Origin of the sequence: Nocardioides sp. LHD-245 (assembly GCF_030929495.1) — a bacterium.
Lineage (GTDB): Bacteria > Actinomycetota > Actinomycetes > Propionibacteriales > Nocardioidaceae > Nocardioides.
Genome location: NZ_JAVFWN010000004.1, coordinates 285318 through 302317 on the forward strand (window position 1 = coordinate 285318; position 17000 = coordinate 302317).

The 17000-nt window shown below is 69.7% G+C and carries 28 protein-coding genes; 24 read left to right on the forward strand and 4 right to left on the reverse strand.

Annotated features, from left to right (window positions below; all coding sequences use genetic code 11):
* Window positions 1-4: 4 nt before the first annotated feature.
* From RB608_RS08705 to RB608_RS08720, 4 genes are read right to left on the reverse strand one after another with little or no spacing between them, the layout of a single operon-like run.
* Window positions 5-1006: a MoxR family ATPase gene (locus tag RB608_RS08705; protein WP_308087420.1), complete on the reverse strand. Its 1002-nt coding sequence runs from the start codon at window positions 1004-1006 to the stop codon at window positions 5-7.
* The gene (locus tag RB608_RS08710; protein ID WP_308087421.1) at window positions 1003-2130 is read right to left on the reverse strand and encodes a DUF4350 domain-containing protein; all 1128 of its coding nucleotides are present in this window, start codon (window positions 2128-2130) and stop codon (window positions 1003-1005) included. The genes RB608_RS08705 and RB608_RS08710 overlap by 4 nt, the downstream gene beginning before the upstream one ends.
* Window positions 2127-2759: a DUF4129 domain-containing protein gene (locus tag RB608_RS08715; RefSeq protein WP_308087422.1), complete on the reverse strand. Its 633-nt coding sequence runs from the start codon at window positions 2757-2759 to the stop codon at window positions 2127-2129. The genes RB608_RS08710 and RB608_RS08715 overlap by 4 nt, the downstream gene beginning before the upstream one ends.
* Before the next feature lie 19 nt (window positions 2760-2778).
* Complete coding sequence (locus tag RB608_RS08720; RefSeq protein ID WP_308087423.1) at window positions 2779-3927, reverse strand: hypothetical protein; 1149 nt, start codon at window positions 3925-3927, stop codon at window positions 2779-2781.
* A 393-nt stretch (window positions 3928-4320) separates the two neighbouring features.
* On the opposite strand from RB608_RS08720, the gene rpsJ reads away from it, so the two are divergent.
* From rpsJ to map, 24 genes are all read left to right on the forward strand, one after another.
* A complete protein-coding gene (rpsJ, locus tag RB608_RS08725) occupies window positions 4321-4629 on the forward strand; it encodes a 30S ribosomal protein S10 (RefSeq protein WP_007078637.1) in 309 nt (102 codons plus the stop codon).
* Between the two features lie 10 nt (window positions 4630-4639).
* The gene (gene rplC / locus RB608_RS08730; RefSeq protein WP_308087425.1) at window positions 4640-5290 is read left to right on the forward strand and encodes a 50S ribosomal protein L3; all 651 of its coding nucleotides are present in this window, start codon (window positions 4640-4642) and stop codon (window positions 5288-5290) included.
* A gap of 5 nt (window positions 5291-5295) precedes the next feature.
* Complete coding sequence (gene rplD / locus RB608_RS08735) at window positions 5296-5916, forward strand: 50S ribosomal protein L4 (protein ID WP_308087426.1); 621 nt, start codon at window positions 5296-5298, stop codon at window positions 5914-5916.
* Window positions 5916-6221, forward strand: a complete 306-nt coding sequence (gene rplW, locus RB608_RS08740) for a 50S ribosomal protein L23 (RefSeq protein WP_257430576.1) — start codon at window positions 5916-5918, stop codon at window positions 6219-6221. The genes rplD and rplW overlap by 1 nt, the downstream gene beginning before the upstream one ends.
* A 24-nt stretch (window positions 6222-6245) precedes the next feature.
* On the forward strand, window positions 6246-7082 hold the full coding sequence (gene rplB, locus RB608_RS08745) for a 50S ribosomal protein L2 (RefSeq protein WP_141797579.1): 837 nt from the start codon (window positions 6246-6248) through the stop codon (window positions 7080-7082).
* A gap of 13 nt (window positions 7083-7095) precedes the next feature.
* A complete protein-coding gene (gene rpsS, locus RB608_RS08750) occupies window positions 7096-7377 on the forward strand; it encodes a 30S ribosomal protein S19 (RefSeq protein WP_139621517.1) in 282 nt (93 codons plus the stop codon).
* Window positions 7374-7805 carry a 50S ribosomal protein L22 gene (rplV, locus tag RB608_RS08755; protein ID WP_308087427.1) on the forward strand — a complete coding sequence of 144 codons (432 nt, stop codon included), beginning with the start codon at window positions 7374-7376 and terminating at the stop codon, window positions 7803-7805. Before rpsS ends, rplV begins: the two co-directional genes overlap by 4 nt.
* Window positions 7805-8650, forward strand: coding sequence for a 30S ribosomal protein S3 (gene rpsC / locus RB608_RS08760; RefSeq protein WP_308087428.1), 846 nt, complete (start codon window positions 7805-7807; stop codon window positions 8648-8650). The genes rplV and rpsC overlap by 1 nt, the downstream gene beginning before the upstream one ends.
* Before the next feature lie 3 nt (window positions 8651-8653).
* Window positions 8654-9073 carry a 50S ribosomal protein L16 gene (gene rplP / locus RB608_RS08765; protein ID WP_257430580.1) on the forward strand — a complete coding sequence of 140 codons (420 nt, stop codon included), beginning with the start codon at window positions 8654-8656 and terminating at the stop codon, window positions 9071-9073.
* Window positions 9073-9309, forward strand: coding sequence for a 50S ribosomal protein L29 (rpmC, locus tag RB608_RS08770; protein ID WP_282403269.1), 237 nt, complete (start codon window positions 9073-9075; stop codon window positions 9307-9309). Before rplP ends, rpmC begins: the two co-directional genes overlap by 1 nt.
* Entirely contained in the window at window positions 9309-9599 is a 291-nt protein-coding gene (gene rpsQ, locus RB608_RS08775) for a 30S ribosomal protein S17 (RefSeq protein WP_308087429.1), read from the forward strand. The genes rpmC and rpsQ overlap by 1 nt, the downstream gene beginning before the upstream one ends.
* Window positions 9600-9667: 68 nt before the next feature.
* Window positions 9668-10036: a 50S ribosomal protein L14 gene (gene rplN / locus RB608_RS08780; RefSeq protein WP_011757324.1), complete on the forward strand. Its 369-nt coding sequence runs from the start codon at window positions 9668-9670 to the stop codon at window positions 10034-10036.
* Entirely contained in the window at window positions 10036-10449 is a 414-nt protein-coding gene (gene rplX / locus RB608_RS08785; RefSeq protein WP_308087430.1) for a 50S ribosomal protein L24, read from the forward strand. The genes rplN and rplX overlap by 1 nt, the downstream gene beginning before the upstream one ends.
* A gap of 1 nt (window position 10450) precedes the next feature.
* Window positions 10451-11020 carry a 50S ribosomal protein L5 gene (gene rplE / locus RB608_RS08790; RefSeq protein WP_308087431.1) on the forward strand — a complete coding sequence of 190 codons (570 nt, stop codon included), beginning with the start codon at window positions 10451-10453 and terminating at the stop codon, window positions 11018-11020.
* 1 nt (window position 11021) lies between these two features.
* Window positions 11022-11207, forward strand: a complete 186-nt coding sequence (locus RB608_RS08795) for a type Z 30S ribosomal protein S14 (protein WP_011757321.1) — start codon at window positions 11022-11024, stop codon at window positions 11205-11207.
* Between the two features lie 68 nt (window positions 11208-11275).
* Complete coding sequence (gene rpsH / locus RB608_RS08800; RefSeq protein WP_308087432.1) at window positions 11276-11680, forward strand: 30S ribosomal protein S8; 405 nt, start codon at window positions 11276-11278, stop codon at window positions 11678-11680.
* A gap of 22 nt (window positions 11681-11702) precedes the next feature.
* Window positions 11703-12242, forward strand: a complete 540-nt coding sequence (rplF, locus tag RB608_RS08805; protein WP_308087433.1) for a 50S ribosomal protein L6 — start codon at window positions 11703-11705, stop codon at window positions 12240-12242.
* A gap of 1 nt (window position 12243) precedes the next feature.
* Window positions 12244-12627, forward strand: a complete 384-nt coding sequence (gene rplR, locus RB608_RS08810) for a 50S ribosomal protein L18 (protein ID WP_308087434.1) — start codon at window positions 12244-12246, stop codon at window positions 12625-12627.
* Window positions 12628-12652: 25 nt separating this feature from the next.
* On the forward strand, window positions 12653-13297 hold the full coding sequence (rpsE, locus tag RB608_RS08815; protein ID WP_308087435.1) for a 30S ribosomal protein S5: 645 nt from the start codon (window positions 12653-12655) through the stop codon (window positions 13295-13297).
* On the forward strand, window positions 13297-13485 hold the full coding sequence (gene rpmD, locus RB608_RS08820; RefSeq protein ID WP_136436430.1) for a 50S ribosomal protein L30: 189 nt from the start codon (window positions 13297-13299) through the stop codon (window positions 13483-13485). Before rpsE ends, rpmD begins: the two co-directional genes overlap by 1 nt.
* Window positions 13486-13487: 2 nt before the next feature.
* Window positions 13488-13928 carry a 50S ribosomal protein L15 gene (rplO, locus tag RB608_RS08825; protein ID WP_308087436.1) on the forward strand — a complete coding sequence of 147 codons (441 nt, stop codon included), beginning with the start codon at window positions 13488-13490 and terminating at the stop codon, window positions 13926-13928.
* 184 nt (window positions 13929-14112) lie between these two features.
* Window positions 14113-15426, forward strand: coding sequence for a preprotein translocase subunit SecY (gene secY, locus RB608_RS08830; protein ID WP_308087437.1), 1314 nt, complete (start codon window positions 14113-14115; stop codon window positions 15424-15426).
* On the forward strand, window positions 15423-15998 hold the full coding sequence (locus RB608_RS08835) for an adenylate kinase (RefSeq protein ID WP_308087438.1): 576 nt from the start codon (window positions 15423-15425) through the stop codon (window positions 15996-15998). Before secY ends, RB608_RS08835 begins: the two co-directional genes overlap by 4 nt.
* A gap of 148 nt (window positions 15999-16146) precedes the next feature.
* Window positions 16147-16986 (forward strand): type I methionyl aminopeptidase, encoded by an 840-nt coding sequence (gene map / locus RB608_RS08840; RefSeq protein WP_308087488.1) that lies wholly within the window; start codon window positions 16147-16149, stop codon window positions 16984-16986.
* The last annotated feature ends 14 nt before the right edge of the window (window positions 16987-17000 follow it).

The window sequence follows — 17000 nt, forward strand, 5'->3', positions numbered from 1 at the left end:
CTGCCTAGCGCGGGACCGGGACGGAGGCGATCGCGGACGCCAGCACCTGGGACACGTCCACGCCCTCGAGCTCGGCCTCCGGACGGACGCCGAGGCGGTGCGAGAGCGACGCCTGGGCCAGGGCCTTCACGTCGTCGGGGGTGACGAAGTCGCGGCCGGACAGCCAGGCCCAGGCGCGCGCGGCCCGCAGCAGGGCGGTCGCGCCACGCGGGCTGACACCCAGCGACAAGGACGGCGACTGCCGGGTCGCCCGGGCGATGTCGACGATGTACGACGCCACCTCCGGCGCGACCTGCACCCTCGTCACCGCCCGCTGCCCGGCCTCGAGGTCGGCTGCGCCGGCCACGGGACGGACCCCGGCGCCGGCGACGTCGCGCGGGTCGAAGCCCTCGGCGTGCCGGGTGAGGATGGTGATCTCGTCCTCGCGGGGTGGCACGGGGAGCACCACCTTGAGCAGGAACCGGTCGAGCTGGGCCTCGGGCAGCGGGTAGGTCCCCTCGAACTCGACCGGGTTCTGGGTCGCCGCGACCAGGAACGGGCGCGGCAGCGGCCGGGTGACGCCGTCGGCCGAGACCTGGCCCTCCTCCATCGCCTCCAGCAGGGCCGACTGGGTCTTCGGGGGAGTCCGGTTGATCTCGTCGGCGAGCAGCAGGTTGGTGAAGATCGGTCCTTCGCGGAAGCTGAGCTCGCCGCCTCCGGCCGCGTCGATGACCAGGGAGCCGGTGATGTCGCCGGGCATCAGGTCGGGGGTGAACTGGACCCGGCGGGTCTGCACGTCCAGGCTCTGGGTGAGGGTCCGCACGAGCAGTGTCTTCGCCGTGCCGGGGACGCCCTCCATCAGCACGTGGCCGCCGCACAGCAGCGCGACGAGCAACCCGGACACGGCGGCGTCCTGGCCGACCACGGCCTTGGCGACCTCCTGGCGTACGGCGAGCAGCCGCTCGCGCACACCGGCGTCCGCTGTCTCGACACGGGTGGCCGGGGGTGGCGGGGGCAGCTGGGTCATGAGCGTCGTACCTCTCTCCTCAGGTGGGCCAGGTCCTGCGCGAACCGGATCAGGTCCTGGTCGGTCGCCGGGGGCGTGCGGTCGTCGTCGAGCAGCACGGCGATGCTCTCGACGGAGGTGCCGAGGTGCCGCGCGGCCGCCTCGGCGACCACTGGCGGCGGGGTGCCGCGGTCGAGCCGGAGGCGGGCGGCGAGGTCGCCGCAGGCCGCGCGGCGCAGTGCCCGGGCGGCATGGGCGCGGTCGCCGCTGCGGCGGTACATCCGGCCGCGGCTGCGGGCCGTCTCCACCGCCCGGACGACCACCGGCAGCGGCTCGGTCGAGAGCGGGCCCAGTCGCCGGAACCGCCACAGCGCCAGGCCGGTCCCGGCCAGGGCCAGCACCCACAGCGCGGGTCCGATCCAGTCGGGCAGCAGCGAGCCGATCGTGACGGCGTCGTCGCCCACGGCGTCGGTCGCGTCGGGGACGTACCAGACCAGCCGCGGGTCGTGCCCGAGCAGTCGCAGCGCGACCGCCGCGTTGTCCGCGCGGGTCACCTGGTCGTTGGTCAGCGCCTGGCCGGCCCCGAACAGGACCAGCCCGTCGACCGTGCGCACCAGCGCGCCGTCGGTCGCGGGGAAGCAGCCGTCGCCGGCGTACGACGTCGCCTGGTCGACCTCGATCGTCAGTCCGTCGAGCGCGATGCCCGCGGCACCGTCGGTGCAGCGGGCCGTGACGGCGTCGTCCTCGTCGGCCGGCACCGGGAGCGAGCCGAGGCCGGGCTCGATCTCCTGAAGCAGCGCGTGGCCGGGCTCGACCAGCACGACCCGGCCCGCGGTCGACGTGTGCTCGCGGAGTCGGGCGAGGGTGCTCGGCGCGAGCTGCTCGGTGCCGGTCACCACGACCGTGGTGCCGCTGTCGACCGTGGCCTCCTCGAAGGCGTCCGCGGTGCGCGCGACGGTGACGTCGACGCCCTGGTCGGCCAGCACCCGGGCCACCGCCTGGGCGCCCTCGGGGCCGGGGTTGCGGGGGTCGGCCTCGCCCGGGTACTGCTCGGTGCCGCGGGTGGTCCACACCGCGGCCGCGAGCGCGAGGACGACCGCCACGACGATCGTCACCCGCAGGGGGGAGCGACGCGGCCGGGTCACCGGCGAGCCGTCCGTCCGGCGAGCGCGTCGTCGAGCGCCAACAGCTCGCCGGCCTCGGCGGGCGTCGCCGGACGCTCGCCGTAGAGCACGCCGTCGAAGAGGTCGGCACCGCGCAGCACGGCGGTCCGGTGCTCGGGGAAGACCGTCACGAGCGCACCGGCCAGCTCGTGCGCCGTCGCCTGGGGGACATCCTCGATCCGCCCGCGCTCGACCTGGCGCACGGCTCCCGCGCGGAAGGCGTCGACGAGCGCTGTCGCCGGGTCGCCCGCGGCCAGGGCGGCCTCCGCGCGTGCCCGCAGCTCGTCGGCGGTGATCGCCTCGTCGGTGAGGGCGGGAGCGCTCGACGCCCGCCCGGACGCGGTGCGGCGGGCTCGGCCGACCAGGACGAGCACGGCGGCGACGATGAGCAGCACGACCACGATCGCCGCGGCGGTGGCCAGCCCGGAGGAGCCCGAGGCTGCGTCGACGGTGCTGGAGATGAGCCGGTCGAGCCAGCGCGTCAGCCGGTCGACGATGTCGTCCTGGTAGTACTCCGGCCGGACCAGCTCGCGGCGCAGCTCGCGGCGCGCCTCGTCGCCGCTCGGGTCGAGCGGCGGCTCGGCCAGGAGCAGAAGGTGGGCCCCTCTCATGCGGCGACCTCGCGGGACGTCATGCGGGAACGATCCCCGCCTCCCGCATCAGCTCGACGTCGAAGGCCTCCTTGCGCATGCGGAGGTCGACGTACTGCACCGATGTCACGGCGGCGAGGAAAGGGGCGACGAAGGCGTTCTGGATCACGAGCGCGACCGCCTGGGTCAAGATCAGCAGCAGCGTCGCGTACTCCGGGGCGGCGATCGCCGCCACGTTGCCGATGATGCTGACCGGGAAGGTCAGCAGCCCACCGGCGAACTGGACGATGAGCACGGTGAGCAGGGCGATGCCGAAGGTGCGCCAGTACTGCCGGGAGCTGAGCGCCCAGCCCCGGCCGATCGCTCCGAACACGCCGATCGGCTCGAGCATGAGGGCCGGCACGGGCAGGTAGTAGAAGCGGATCCACAGCCAGCAGCACAGCGCGACGAACGCGGGGACCGTGACCACGCCCCAGATCACGACCGGCCAGGGCTCGCCGTCGACGGCCACGACGACGACCACCCAGAGCAGGACGTAGACCAGCAGCAGGAGGAAGAAGGCCAGGTTGAGGACCAGGGTCAGGCCGAGCAGGCGCCAGCGCTTGCCGTGGGTGGCGGCCCAGGCCTCGCCGAGCCCGAGGCGCCGGCCGACCGCCGCCGCCCGGGTGACGTGCGCGACCATCCCGGTCACGAACACGACGCCGACCTGCGCCACGACCAGCGACACCAGCAGCGAGCCGTAGGCCGCCAGCAGGCCGAGCGCGTCGGCGGTGCTCGCGCCGGCGTCGAGCTCCCCGGAGGCGTCCACGGCGATGCCGACCGTGAAGGTGAGGACGATGGTCACCACGATCGGGATCACCATGGCCACCGCGGTCACCAGCACCGCGGCGCCCACGGTCGCCTTCGGGTTGAACCGGATGATCCGGAACGCGCCGTCGTAGATGTTGCCGAGGTTGAGCGGGCGCAGGGGGAGGGCGCCGGGCTTGTGCGCCGCGCCGAGCAGGAGGCCGGGCGCCGGCCGCGGGCCGGGGCCGGACGGGTACGGCGCCCAGCCCGTGGGGGTCGGGCCGATGCCGGGAGCCTGGCCGGGCGCCTGGCCGGGCGGCGGGTAGGCGGCGGGCGGGGGGCCGGGATCCGCCCGCGGCGGGGCACCCGGGGGCGGGTACTGCTGCGCGGGGCCGTCGGTCATGCGCGCAATCCTTGCATCCGGACCCGACCTGGCGTGGGGTCCCGTGGGGCGGGCACGCGCAGATTTGGCCGACCACCGGAACTCTGCCAAGATGTTCCGGTTGCCCCGGGCAGGCCGCCCGAGGTGCGCGCTAGATCTTGACTACTGAATCGTGCCTCCCCTGCGGAGTGATCGGCCCACAGATCCACGGGTCCGATCCGCGCCGCGTGGAGCGTGCCCGGTCGTCGAGGTTCAGCTCGTACCGCACGCCGGAGGCCCGAGACAGCCGAGAACAACAGCTCCACTTCCCCTCCGGGGAGACGTGTGTGCCCGCACAAGGTGCGACACGCCCGACCGCGGGGGTCGGAGCTCAAGGACCCAGAGTCGTACGACGAGTAAGGACGAGAGAGACCTATGGCGGGACAGAAGATCCGCATCAGGCTCAAGGCCTATGACCACGAGGTGATCGACACCTCGGCGCGCAAGATCGTGGACACGGTCACCCGTACGGGTGCGAAGGTCGCCGGCCCGGTGCCGCTGCCGACCGAGAAGAACGTCTTCTGTGTCATCCGCTCGCCGCACAAGTACAAGGACTCGCGCGAGCACTTCGAGATGCGCACCCACAAGCGGCTCATCGACATCATCGACCCCACGCCGAAGACCGTCGACAGCCTCATGCGCCTCGACCTGCCGGCCGGTGTCGACATCGAGATCAAGCTCTGAGGTTCGGGACATGACTATTGAGCGCAACGTGAAGGGCCTGCTGGGCACCAAGCTCGGCATGACCCAGCTCTGGGACGAGAACAACCGGGTCATCCCGGTCACGGTGGTCGCCGCCGGCACCAACGTCGTCACCCAGGTCCGCCAGCCCCAGCCGGACGGCTACAACGCCATCCAGATCGGCTACGGCGAGATCGAGGGCCGCAAGGTCAACAAGCCGCAGGCGGGTCACTTCGCCAAGGCCGGCTCGACCCCGCGGCGCCACGTCGTCGAGATCCGCACCGCCGACGCCAGCGAGTACACCGTCGGCCAGGAGCTGCCGGTCGACACGTTCGAGGCCGGCCAGGTCATCGACGTGACCGGCACCAGCAAGGGCAAGGGCTTCGCCGGTGTCATGAAGCGTCACGGCTTCGCCGGTGTCAGCGCCTCGCACGGTGCCCACCGCAACCACCGCAAGCCCGGCTCGATCGGCGCGTGCGCCACGCCGGGCCGCGTGTTCAAGGGCCTGCGCATGGCCGGCCGGATGGGTTCCGACACCGTCACCACCCAGAACGTCACCGTCCACGCCGTGGACGTCGAGAAGGGCATCGTCCTGATCAAGGGCGCCGTTCCCGGACCCCGGGGCGGTCTCGTCGTTCTCCGCACGGCTGCGAAGAAGGGCTGATCACGATGGCCAAGAACGTTTCCGTCGACTTCCCCGCCGAGATCTTCGACGTCGAGGTCAACATCCCGCTGATGCACCAGGTCGTCGTCGCCCAGCAGGCCGCCGCACGCCAGGGCACGCACGCCACCAAGCGTCGCGGCGAGGTCCGCGGCGGTGGCAAGAAGCCCTACAAGCAGAAGGGCACCGGCCGCGCCCGCCAGGGCTCGACCCGGGCGCCGCAGTTCGCCGGCGGTGGCGTCGTCCACGGCCCGCAGCCGCGTGACTACAGCCAGCGCACCCCCAAGAAGATGAAGGCCGCCGCCCTGCGCAGCGCCCTCTCCGACCGGGCCCGCAACGAGCGGATCCACGTCGTCGAGGCGCTCGTCACCGGCGACAAGCCGTCGACCAAGGCCGCCCTCGCCTCGCTCTTCGAGCTGAGCGCCCGTCGCAAGTTCCTCGTCGTGCTCGAGCGCGCCGACAGCCTCACCTGGCTCTCGCTGCGCAACGCGCCCGAGGTGCACATCGTGGCGGTCGACCAGCTCAACACCCGCGACGTCCTCGTGAGCGACGACGTGGTGTTCAGCAAGGCCGCGTTCGACCGCCTCGTCGGTGGCAACGACACGGGCGCCGAGGAGGAGAGCAACTGATGAGCACCCTGCACAAGGACCACCGTGACGTCCTGATCGCGCCGGTGGTGTCGGAGAAGAGCTACAGCCTCCTCGACGCCAACAAGTACACCTTCCTGGTGCGCCCCGACGCCAACAAGACCGAGATCAAGATCGCCGTGGAGAAGATCTTCGGCGTCAAGGTCACCTCGGTGAACACGCTCAACCGTCCGGGCAAGGTCCGCCGCACCCGCAACGGCCTCGGCAAGCGCAAGGACACCAAGCGCGCCATCGTGAGCCTGGCTGACGGTCACCGCATCGACATCTTCGGAGGTCCGGTCTCCTGACCGGGCCAGGTAGAGGAATCTGACATGGCTATCCGCAAGTACAAGCCGACCACCCCGGGCCGTCGCGGCTCCTCGGTGGCCGACTTCGCCGAGATCACCCGGACCACGCCCGAGAAGTCGCTGACCCGTCCGCTGCCCAAGAAGGGCGGTCGCAACAACCAGGGCCGGATCACCACCCGGCACCACGGTGGCGGTCACAAGCGTGCGTACCGGATCATCGACTTCCGTCGCTACGACAAGGACGGCGTGCCGGCCAAGGTCGCGCACATCGAGTACGACCCCAACCGCACCGCGCGGATCGCGCTGCTGCACTACGCCGACGGCGAGAAGCGCTACATCGTGGCGCCGAAGGACCTGACGCAGGGCATGCGGGTGGAGTCGGGCGTCGGTGCCGACATCAAGCCGGGCAACAACCTGCCGCTGCGCAACATCCCCGTCGGTACGACGATCCACTGTGTGGAGCTCCGTCCCGGTGGCGGCGCCAAGCTGGCCCGCTCGGCCGGCAACAGCGCGCAGCTCGTCGCCCGCGAGGGCTCCCGCGCGACGCTGCGTCTGCCCTCGGGCGAGATGCGCTACGTCGACGTGCGCTGCCGCGCGACGATCGGCGAGGTCGGCAACGCCGAGCAGTCGAACATCAACTGGGGCAAGGCCGGTCGTATGCGGTGGAAGGGCAAGCGCCCGACCGTCCGTGGTGTGGTCATGAACCCGGTCGACCACCCGCACGGTGGTGGTGAGGGCAAGACCTCCGGTGGTCGCCACCCGGTCTCGCCGTGGGGCAAGCCCGAGGGCCGCACGCGCAAGCGCAAGGCGAGCGACTCCCAGATCATCCGACGCCGCAAGTCCGGCAAGAACAAGCGCTGAAGGAACGTCAGAGATGCCTCGCAGCCTGAAGAAGGGCCCCTTCGTCGACGGCCACCTGCTCAAGAAGGTGGACGCCGAGAACGAGAAGGGCACCCACAACGTCATCAAGACCTGGTCGCGCCGGTCCATGATCATCCCCTCGATGATCGGCCACACGATCGCGGTCCACGACGGGCGCAAGCACGTCCCGGTCTTCGTGTCCGACTCCATGGTCGGCCACAAGCTCGGTGAGTTCGCGCCGACCCGCACCTACCGCGGCCACGTCAAGGAAGACCGGAAGGGGCGCCGTCGATGAGCACCACCGAGCGTCACCGCACCAGCGCGCGTCGCGAGTCGATCCTGGGCGACGAGCCCGGTGCGTTCGCCACCGCCCGCTTCGTGCGGATCACCCCGATGAAGGCGCGCCGCGTCGTCGACCTGGTCCGCGGCCTGCCCGCCGACGAGGCGCTGACGCTGCTCCAGTTCGCCCCGCAGTCGGCCTCCGAGACCGTCTCCAAGGTGCTGGCCAGCGCCGTCGCGAACGCCGCGACCACCGAGGGCCTCGCCACCGGCGACCTGGTCGTCTCGGTCGCGCGGGTCGACGAGGGTCCGACGATGAAGCGCTGGCGTCCCCGTGCGCAGGGCCGGGCCACCCGGATCAACAAGCGCACGAGCCACATCACCATCGCGGTCCAGCCCGCGGAGACTGTCGTCGCGAAGACCAAGAAGGGGGCCAAGAAGTAATGGGCCAGAAGATCAACCCGAACGGCTTCCGCCTCGGCATCTCCACCGACCACAAGTCGCGTTGGTACGCCGACAAGCTGTACAAGGCCTACGTCGGCGAGGACGTCGCGATCCGCAAGCTGCTCAGCAAGGGCATGGAGCGGGCCGGCATCGCCAAGGTCGAGATCGAGCGCACCCGGGACCGGGTCCGCGTCGACATCCACACCGCGCGTCCCGGCATCGTCATCGGTCGCCGTGGCGCCGAGGCCGACCGGATCCGTGGCGAGCTCGAGAAGCTCACCGGCAAGCAGGTGCAGCTCAACATCCTCGAGGTCAAGAACCCGGAGATCGACGCGCAGCTGGTCGCCCAGGGCGTCGCCGAGCAGCTCTCGGGCCGCGTGCAGTTCCGCCGCGCGATGCGCAAGGCGATGCAGACCTCGATGCGCTCGGGTGCCAAGGGCATCCGGATCCAGTGCTCGGGCCGCCTCAACGGCGCCGAGATGTCGCGCACCGAGTTCTACCGCGAGGGTCGCGTCCCGCTGCACACGCTGCGCGCCGACATCGACTACGGCTTCTACGAGGCCCGCACGACCTTCGGCCGCATCGGCGTGAAGGTCTGGATCTACAAGGGCGAGGTCGCCGGCACCCGTGCCGAGCGCCAGGCCCAGGCCGCTGCCCGTGCCGGTGTTCCCGGTCGCGGTGGCCGTCCCACCCGTGGTGGCGACCGTCCGACCCGTGGGTCCCGCGGCGACCGCCCGAACCGTTCGGACCGCAACGCCGACGCGCCCGCCCAGGCGGAGAGCGTCGAGGCCGCGCCGGCCGCCGAGCCGACCACCGGAACGCCGACCAATGAGACGGGGGCCTGACCCATGTTGATGCCGCGTCGCGTCAAGCACCGCAAGCAGCACCACCCGAAGCGTCGGGGTGCTGCCAAGGGCGGTACGTCGCTGGCGTTCGGTGACTTCGGTATCCAGGCGGTCGAGGGTGCCTATGTCACCAACCGCCAGATCGAGTCCGCTCGTATCGCCATGACCCGCCACATCAAGCGTGGCGGCAAGGTCTGGATCAACATCTACCCGGACCGCCCGCTCACCAAGAAGCCCGCCGAGACCCGCATGGGCTCGGGTAAGGGCTCCCCGGAGTGGTGGGTCGCCAACGTCAAGCCCGGCCGCGTGATGTTCGAGCTGTCCGGCGTGCCGGAGGACATCGCCCGTGAGGCGATGCGCCGCGCGATCCACAAGCTGCCCATGAAGGCCCGATTCATCACGCGAGAGGCTGGTGAGTTCTGATGGCGAACGTCATCCGCGCCCACGAGCTGGACGAGCTCAACGAGGTCGACCTCGAGGCCAAGCTGCGCGAGGCCAAGGAGGAGCTGTTCAACCTGCGGTTCCAGGCGGCCACCGGCCAGCTGGAGAGCCACGGCCGGCTCCGCACGGTCAAGAAGGACATCGCCCGGATCTACACCGTGGTGCGTGAGCGCGAGCTCGGCATCCGGACCGCTCCGGCAACGGACGAGGAGAACTGATGAGCACGGAGTCCAACGAGGTGGGCAACGAGACCGCTCAGCGCAACGCCCGCAAGACCCGTGAGGGCCTCGTGGTCAGCGACAAGATGGACAAGACCGTGGTCGTGTCCGTCGAGGACCGCGTCAAGCACGCTCTGTACGGCAAGGTCCTGCGCCGCAACACGCGGCTCAAGGCCCACGACGAGCAGAACGACTGCGGCGTCGGCGACCGTGTCCTCATCATGGAGACCCGCCCGCTGTCGGCCACCAAGCGCTGGCGCGTGGTGGAGATCCTCGAGCGCGCCAAGTAGTCCACACGTTCGGCCAGGCTCACCGCCCGTGAGGCGATGAGAACCGGCACGACAACCAGGAGAAATCGATGATTCAGCAGGAGTCGCGACTCAAGGTCGCCGACAACACCGGTGCCAAGGAGATCCTTTGCATCCGGGTGCTCGGCGGCTCCGGCCGTCGCTACGCCGGCATCGGCGACGTCATCGTCGCCACTGTCAAGGACGCCATCCCCGGCGGCAACGTCAAGAAGGGCGACGTCGTCAAGGCGGTCGTCGTGCGCACCGTCAAGGAGCGCCGTCGGCCCGACGGGTCCTACATCCGCTTCGACGAGAACGCCGCGGTGATCCTCAAGAACGACGGTGAGCCCCGCGGCACCCGCATCTTCGGCCCGGTCGGCCGTGAGCTGCGGGAGAAGAAGTTCATGAAGATCATCTCGCTGGCGCCGGAGGTGCTGTGATGGCTGCCAAGTTCATTCGAAGCACTCGCAAGAAGTCCGAGCAGGTGCGCAAGAAGCCCAACCTCCGCGTCAAGAAGGGCGACACCGTCAAGGTCATCGCCGGCAAGGACAAGGGCGCCGAGGGCAAGATCATCAAGGTCCTCCGTGAGGAGGAGCGGGTGATCGTCGAGGGTGTCAACCGGATCAAGAAGCACACCAAGGTCGTCGACCAGGGTTCGCGCTCCGGCAACACCGGCGGCATCATCACGACCGAGGCCCCGATCCACGTGTCCAACGTGATGCTGGTCGAGGGTGACGGCGTGACCAAGGTCGGCTACAAGCGGGTCGACGTCACCAAGCGCCGCCCCGACGGCTCGGAGTACAGCTCGACGCGCAGCGTCCGCGTCTCCCGCAAGACCGGGAAGGAGATCTGAGATGAGCGAGTCCACCATCGAGAAGGTCACCCCTCGCCTCAAGACCAAGTACCGCGAGGAGATCCTCCCCGCGCTCAAGGCCGAGTTCGAGATCGGCAACGTCATGCAGGTGCCCGGTCTGACGAAGATCGTCGTCAACATGGGTGTCGGCGAGGCCGCCCGCGACTCGAAGCTGATCGAGGGCGCGATCCGCGACCTGACCGCGATCACCGGCCAGAAGCCGGCCGTGACCAAGGCCCGCAAGTCGATCGCCCAGTTCAAGCTGCGTGAGGGCATGCCGATCGGCACGCACGTCACGCTGCGTGGAGACCGGATGTGGGAGTTCCTCGACCGCCTGCTGGCGCTCGCGCTGCCGCGTATCCGTGACTTCCGCGGTCTCTCGCCGAAGCAGTTCGACGGCCGGGGCAACTACACGTTCGGTCTGACCGAGCAGGTCATGTTCCACGAGATCGACCAGGACAAGGTCGACCGCCAGCGGGGCATGGACATCACCATCGTCACCACGGCGACCAACGACGAGCAGGGGCGCGCGCTGCTGAAGCAGCTCGGCTTCCCGTTCAAGGAGAACTGACATGGCGAAGACTGCGCTGAAGGTCAAGGCCGCTCGCAAGCCCAAGTTCGCGGTGCGCGGCTACACCCGCTGCCAGCGGTGCGGGCGCCCCAAGGCCGTCTACCGCAAGTTCGGCCTGTGCCGGATCTGCCTGCGCGAGATGGCTCACCGCGGCGAGCTGCCCGGCGTGACCAAGTCGAGCTGGTAACACCCAACCGTTGAAGGTCCACTCGCCTGAGTCGCTGAGTGGAAACCACAGCAGAAAGAACACACATCATGACGATGACTGACCCGATCGCAGACATGCTCACGCGTCTGCGCAACGCCAACCAGGCGTACCACGACGCGGTGACCATGCCGTACAGCAAGCTCAAGCAAGGCGTCGCGGAGATCCTCAAGCAGGAGGGGTACATCACCTCCTTCGCTGTCGCGGACAACGAGAACGGCGTCGGCAAGCTGCTGACCGTCACGCTCAAGTACGGCCGCAACCGCGAGCGCTCGATCGCCGGAGTCCGCCGGATCAGCAAGCCCGGTCTGCGGGTGTACGCCAAGCACACCGGTCTCCCGAAGGTCCTCGGCGGCCTGGGCGTGGCGATCATCTCGACGAGCCAGGGTCTGCTGACCGACCGCCAGGCCAACCAGAAGGGCGTGGGTGGGGAAGTCCTCGCCTACGTCTGGTGACAAGGGAAGGAGAGAGAAGAACATGTCGCGCATCGGCAAGCTCCCCGTCCCCGTCCCCTCGGGCGTCGACGTCCAGATCGACGGAGCCACCGTCACGGTGAAGGGCCCCAAGGGCACCCTGAGCCACACCGTGGTCGCTCCGATCACCGTCGAGAAGGGCGAGGGCGTCCTGGACGTCAAGCGCCCCGACGACGAGCGCCTCTCGAAGGCCTACCACGGTCTGAGCCGCACGCTCATCAACAACATGGTCGTCGGTGTCACCGAGGGCTACGAGAAGAAGCTCGAGATCGTGGGCGTCGGCTACCGCGTCCTGTCCAAGGGCCCGACCCAGCTGGAGTTCCAGCTCGGCTACTCGCACGTGATCATCTTCGACGCCCCCGAGGGCATCACCTTCGCGGTGGAGGGCCCGACCAAGCTCGGCGTCCTCGGCATCGACAAGCAGCTGGTCGGCGAGGTCGCCGCCAACATCCGCAAGCTCCGCAAGCCCGAGCCCTACAAGGGCAAGGGCGTCCGGTACGCCGGCGAACACGTCCGCCGCAAGGTCGGAAAGGCTGGTAAGTGACATGGCGATCACCCTCAAGTACCAGCGGAGGCTGGCCGCTCGCGCGAGTTCGCGCACGCGTCGTCAGATCCGCGGTCGCAAGAAGATCTCCGGGACGGCCGAGCGGCCGCGCCTGGTGATCACCCGATCGAGCAAGCACATCACCGCCCAGGTCGTCGACGACCTGGTCGGCAAGACCCTGGTGTCGGCCTCGACCCTCGAGGGCGACCTGCGCGCTCTCGACGGCGACAAGACCGCCAAGGCCAAGAAGGTCGGCGAGCTCGTCGCCGCCCGTGCCAAGGAGCAGGGCGTGGAGTCGGTCGTCTTCGACCGCGCCGGCAACAAGTATCACGGTCGCATCGCGGCCCTGGCCGATGGCGCCCGCGAGGGCGGCCTGACCTTCTGACCGCGAACAGGACTGAGGAGAGATCATGAGCGGACCCCAGCGCGGACAGCGTTCGGGCGGCGACCGTGGTGGCCGTGGCGGCCGCGACGGCGGCCGTGGCGGTGCCGACAAGAGCCAGTACGTCGAGCGGGTCGTCGCGATCAACCGTGTCGCCAAGGTCGTGAAGGGTGGTCGTCGCTTCAGCTTCACCGCCCTCGTGATCGTGGGTGACGGTGACGGTCTGGTCGGCGTCGGCTACGGCAAGGCGAAGGAAGTTCCCGCGGCGATCGCCAAGGGCGTCGAGGAGGCGAAGAAGAACTTCTTCCGCGTCCCCCGCGTCCAGGGCACGATCCCGCACCCGGTCCAGGGCGAGAAGGCCGCCGGCGTGGTGTTCCTGCGCCCGGCCGCTCCCGGTACCGGGGTCATCGCCGGTGGTCCGGTGCGCGCCGTCCTGGAGTGCGCCGGCATCCACGACGTGCTCAGCAAGTCGCTGGGCTCGTCCAACCAGATCAACATCGTGCACGCGACCGTCGCGGCGCTCCAGATGCTGGAGCAGCCCGAGTCGGTGGCGGCGCGGCGTGGTCTGCCCGTCGAGCACGTCGCCCCGGCGGCGCTGCTCAAGGCCAAGGCCGAGGGTGAGGCCGCTGCGGCCGCCGCCAAGGCCTCCTCGCCTGCGGGGGTGACGGCCTGATGGCACAGCTGAAGGTCCAGCAGACCAAGTCGAAGATCGGCACGAAGGCCAACCAGCGCGAGACGCTGCGCAGCCTGGGCCTCAAGCGGATCGGCGACGTCGTGATCAAGGAGGACCGTCCCGAGATCCGGGGCATGGTCCACACCGTCCGTCACCTGGTGACGGTCGAGGTCGTCGGAGGCGAGTGACAATGACGCTCAAGCTGCACCACCTGCGCCCCGCACCGGGTGCGAAGACCGCCAAGACCCGTGTGGGTCGCGGTGAGGGCTCCAAGGGCAAGACCGCCGGTCGTGGTACGAAGGGCACCAAGGCCCGCTACCAGGTCCCGGTCGCGTTCGAGGGTGGCCAGATGCCGCTGCACATGCGGCTCCCGAAGCTCAAGGGCTTCAAGAACCCGTTCAAGGTGACCTTCCAGGTCGTCAACCTCGACCGGATCAGCGCGCTGTTCCCCGAGGGTGGCGACGTCACCCCGGAGACGCTGGTCCAGAAGGGCGCGGTCCGCAGGGGCCACCCGGTCAAGGTGCTCGGGCAGGGTGACCTGACGGTCAAGGTCGCGGTGAGCGCGGATGCGTTCTCGACCTCGGCCAAGGAGAAGATCGAGGGCGCCGGCGGGACCGTTACGGTCCTGTGACGACGCTGCGAGGGGCGCGTCGGGTCTGGATGGAGTCCAGACCCGACGACGCCCCTCGTTCGTCTCCACGGTCTGCTCCGCGCCCGGTTCGTCCTGCTTCCTCGGCGTACCGGGCCGGCGGCTGTGTGCCCCCTGTTAGGCTTCCCCGCGGCCACAAGGCCAGCGATGAGAGAAGAGGACCCGCGTGCTCACCGCGTTCGTGAACGCCTTCCGGACCCCGGACCTGCGGCGCAAGCTGCTGTTCGTCCTGTTGATCATCGTCATCTTCAGGGCAGGGTCCCAGATCCCGGCACCTGGCGTGCATGTCTCCAACGTCGAGAAGTGCATCAAGGTGGTCGAGGAGGGCAGCAACGCCAGCCTCTACAGCCTGGTCAACCTGTTCTCCGGCGGAGCGCTCCTCCAGCTGACGATCTTCGCGCTCGGCATCATGCCGTACATCACCGCGAGCATCATCCTGCAGCTGCTCGTCGTCGTGATCCCGCGGCTCGAGGCCCTCAAGAAGGAGGGCCAGGCCGGCCAGACGAAGATCACGCAGTACACGCGCTATCTGACGCTGGGCCTCGCGGTCCTGCAGGCGACCGGCATCGTCGCGCTCGCGCGCACCGGCAACCTGCTGCAGGGCTGTGACAGCACGCAATACCCGTTGCTGCACTCCAACAACACCGAGACCTTCCTGGTCCTGGTCGTGACCATGACGGCCGGCACCGCGGTCATCATGTGGCTCGGTGAGCTGATCACCGAGCGCGGCGTCGGCAACGGCATGTCGATCCTCATCTTCACCCAGGTCGTCGCGACCTTCCCGGCCTCGCTGTGGCAGGTCAAGATCAGCCAGGGCTGGTGGACCTTCGGAGTGGTGGTCGCGATCGGCCTCGTGCTGGTGGCCGCGGTGATCTTCATCGAACAGGCCCAGCGCCGGATCCCGGTGCAGTACGCCCGCCGGATGGTCGGCCGCAAGATGTTCGGCGGCAGCTCGACCTACATCCCGCTCAAGGTCAACCAGGCGGGCATCATCCCCGTCATCTTCGCCTCGTCGCTGCTCTACCTGCCGGCGATGGCGGTGCAGTTCAACCAGGAGAACCCGAACCAGTTCATCCGGTGGGTCAACGAGTACCTCGTCGACCAGGGTCACCCGGTGCACATGGCGGCGTACTTCCTGCTGATCATCTTCTTCACCTACTTCTACGTGTCGATCACCTTCAACCCGCAAGAGGTGGCCGACAACATGAAGAAGTACGGCGGCTTCATCCCCGGGATCCGGGCGGGCAAGCCGACCCAGGACTATCTGTCCTACGTCCTGTCCCGCATCACGTTGCCGGGCGCTCTCTACCTGGGTCTGATCTCGCTCGTACCGCTGATCGCGTTCGTGTTGATCAACGCCAACCAGAACTTCCCGTTCGGTGGCACGTCCATCCTGATCATGGTCGGTGTCGCCCTCGACACGGTCAAGCAGATCGAGAGCCAGCTCCAGCAGCGCAACTACGAAGGATTCCTGCGTTGAGGCTTCTGATCATGGGCCCGCCGGGCGCCGGCAAAGGCACCCAGGCGAAGGCCGTCGCCGATCACTTCGGCGTCCCGGCCATCTCGACCGGAGACATCTTCCGGGCGAACGTCGGGCAGGGCACGCCGCTCGGCATCGAGGCGAAGCGCTACATGGACGCCGGTGAGTACGTCCCCGACGAGGTCACCAACAACATGGTGCGCGACCGGATCGCCGAGCCGGACGCCGAGAAGGGCTTCCTGCTCGACGGCTACCCGCGCACCCTGGCCCAGGTCACCGAGCTCGACACCATGGTCAAGGACACCGGGCACCGGATCGACGCCGTGCTGTGCCTGACGGTCGACAGCGAGGCTCTGATCAGCCGGCTGCTGAAGCGCGCCGAGATCGAAGGTCGCGCCGACGACAACGAAGAGGTCATCCGGCGTCGCCAGGAGGTCTACGTCGAGGAGACGGAGCCGCTGATCGCCGTGTACGCCGAGCGCGGCCTGGTCGTCTCCGTCGACGGCATGGGCGAGATCGCCGAGGTCCAGCAGCGGATCTTCGATGCACTCGACGACCTGCCGGAGAGCTGACTGCTTTGAATTGCCCGAGCGCGTCGCAGACGGGCCTCGGCGCCCGGGCCTCGCAAGCTCGGCCCGCGGCCTTCGGTCCGTGCGGCTTCGCCGCCGTGCGCCACGCTGCCGGGCGGGGCGCCACCCGGGAGACGAGGACGGCCTGACGGTGTTCTTCGGCCAGCACCGGATCGAGATCAAGACCCCGGAGCAGGTGCGCTCGATGCGTGTGGCCGGCCTCGTCGTCGGCCGCACGCTCGCGCGTCTGCGCGAGGCGGTCCGCCCCGGGATCTCGACCGCCGAGCTCGACGCCCTCGCTGAGCAGAGCATCCGCGACGAGGGCTGCGTGCCGTCGTTCCTCGGGTACGGCGAGCCGCCGTTCCCGGCGAGCATCTGCGCCTCGGTCAACGACGAGGTGGTGCACGGCATCCCGGGCGCACGGGTGCTGGCGGAGGGCGACGTGATCTCCATCGACTGCGGGGCGATCGCCTTCGACGACGCCGGCCAGGGCTGGCACGGCGATGCCGCGATCACGGTGGCGGTCGGGTCCGTGCGAGCCGACGTCGCCGAGCTGATGCGGGTCACCGAGGAGGCGCTGTGGCGCGGTCTCGCGGCCGCACGCGCCGGTGCGCGGGTGGGAGACATCTCGCATGCGGTCGCGTCGTACGTCCACGGCGAGGGGCCCTACGGCATCGTCGACGGCTACACCGGCCACGGCATCGGCACCGCCATGCACATGGAGCCCGACGTCCCCAACGAGGGTCGGCCGGGTCGGGGCCCGCGGCTGCGCGAGGGCATCGCCCTGGCCGTCGAGCCGATGATCACGCTCGGTGACCACGCGACCGACGTCGCGGCCGACGACTGGACCGTGGTCACCTCGGACGGTCGCTGGGCCGCCCACTACGAGCACACCTTCGCCCTGACGCCGGGCGGCGTGTGGGTCCTCACCGCCGAGGACGGCGGCCGCGCGCGGCTCGAGCAGCTGGGCGCGGCGTACGGCGGCGACTGACCGCCGAGTTCGAC

Bases quoted from the DNA above. Each gene is read 5' to 3' on its own strand.
- rpmD (WP_136436430.1), top strand. From the start codon at position 13,297: ATGGCACAGCTGAAGGTCCAGCAGACCAAGTCGAAGATCGGCACGAAG.
- rplP (WP_257430580.1), top strand. From the start codon at position 8,654: ATGTTGATGCCGCGTCGCGTCAAGCACCGCAAGCAGCACCACCCGAAG.
- rplF (WP_308087433.1), top strand. From the start codon at position 11,703: ATGTCGCGCATCGGCAAGCTCCCCGTCCCCGTCCCCTCGGGCGTCGAC.
- RB608_RS08715 (WP_308087422.1), bottom strand. From the start codon at position 2,759: ATGAGAGGGGCCCACCTTCTGCTCCTGGCCGAGCCGCCGCTCGACCCG.
- rpsC (WP_308087428.1), top strand. From the start codon at position 7,805: ATGGGCCAGAAGATCAACCCGAACGGCTTCCGCCTCGGCATCTCCACC.
- rpmC (WP_282403269.1), top strand. From the start codon at position 9,073: ATGGCGAACGTCATCCGCGCCCACGAGCTGGACGAGCTCAACGAGGTC.
- rpsQ (WP_308087429.1), top strand. From the start codon at position 9,309: ATGAGCACGGAGTCCAACGAGGTGGGCAACGAGACCGCTCAGCGCAAC.
- rplC (WP_308087425.1), top strand. From the start codon at position 4,640: ATGACTATTGAGCGCAACGTGAAGGGCCTGCTGGGCACCAAGCTCGGC.
- rpsS (WP_139621517.1), top strand. From the start codon at position 7,096: ATGCCTCGCAGCCTGAAGAAGGGCCCCTTCGTCGACGGCCACCTGCTC.
- rplE (WP_308087431.1), top strand. From the start codon at position 10,451: ATGAGCGAGTCCACCATCGAGAAGGTCACCCCTCGCCTCAAGACCAAG.
- rplW (WP_257430576.1), top strand. From the start codon at position 5,916: ATGAGCACCCTGCACAAGGACCACCGTGACGTCCTGATCGCGCCGGTG.
- rplN (WP_011757324.1), top strand. From the start codon at position 9,668: ATGATTCAGCAGGAGTCGCGACTCAAGGTCGCCGACAACACCGGTGCC.
- RB608_RS08705 (WP_308087420.1), bottom strand. From the start codon at position 1,006: ATGACCCAGCTGCCCCCGCCACCCCCGGCCACCCGTGTCGAGACAGCG.
- rplV (WP_308087427.1), top strand. From the start codon at position 7,374: ATGAGCACCACCGAGCGTCACCGCACCAGCGCGCGTCGCGAGTCGATC.
- rpsH (WP_308087432.1), top strand. From the start codon at position 11,276: ATGACGATGACTGACCCGATCGCAGACATGCTCACGCGTCTGCGCAAC.
- RB608_RS08720 (WP_308087423.1), bottom strand. From the start codon at position 3,927: ATGACCGACGGCCCCGCGCAGCAGTACCCGCCCCCGGGTGCCCCGCCG.
- rplB (WP_141797579.1), top strand. From the start codon at position 6,246: ATGGCTATCCGCAAGTACAAGCCGACCACCCCGGGCCGTCGCGGCTCC.
- rplR (WP_308087434.1), top strand. From the start codon at position 12,244: ATGGCGATCACCCTCAAGTACCAGCGGAGGCTGGCCGCTCGCGCGAGT.
- rplO (WP_308087436.1), top strand. From the start codon at position 13,488: ATGACGCTCAAGCTGCACCACCTGCGCCCCGCACCGGGTGCGAAGACC.
- RB608_RS08795 (WP_011757321.1), top strand. From the start codon at position 11,022: ATGGCGAAGACTGCGCTGAAGGTCAAGGCCGCTCGCAAGCCCAAGTTC.
- rpsE (WP_308087435.1), top strand. From the start codon at position 12,653: ATGAGCGGACCCCAGCGCGGACAGCGTTCGGGCGGCGACCGTGGTGGC.
- rplD (WP_308087426.1), top strand. From the start codon at position 5,296: ATGGCCAAGAACGTTTCCGTCGACTTCCCCGCCGAGATCTTCGACGTC.
- rpsJ (WP_007078637.1), top strand. From the start codon at position 4,321: ATGGCGGGACAGAAGATCCGCATCAGGCTCAAGGCCTATGACCACGAG.
- rplX (WP_308087430.1), top strand. From the start codon at position 10,036: ATGGCTGCCAAGTTCATTCGAAGCACTCGCAAGAAGTCCGAGCAGGTG.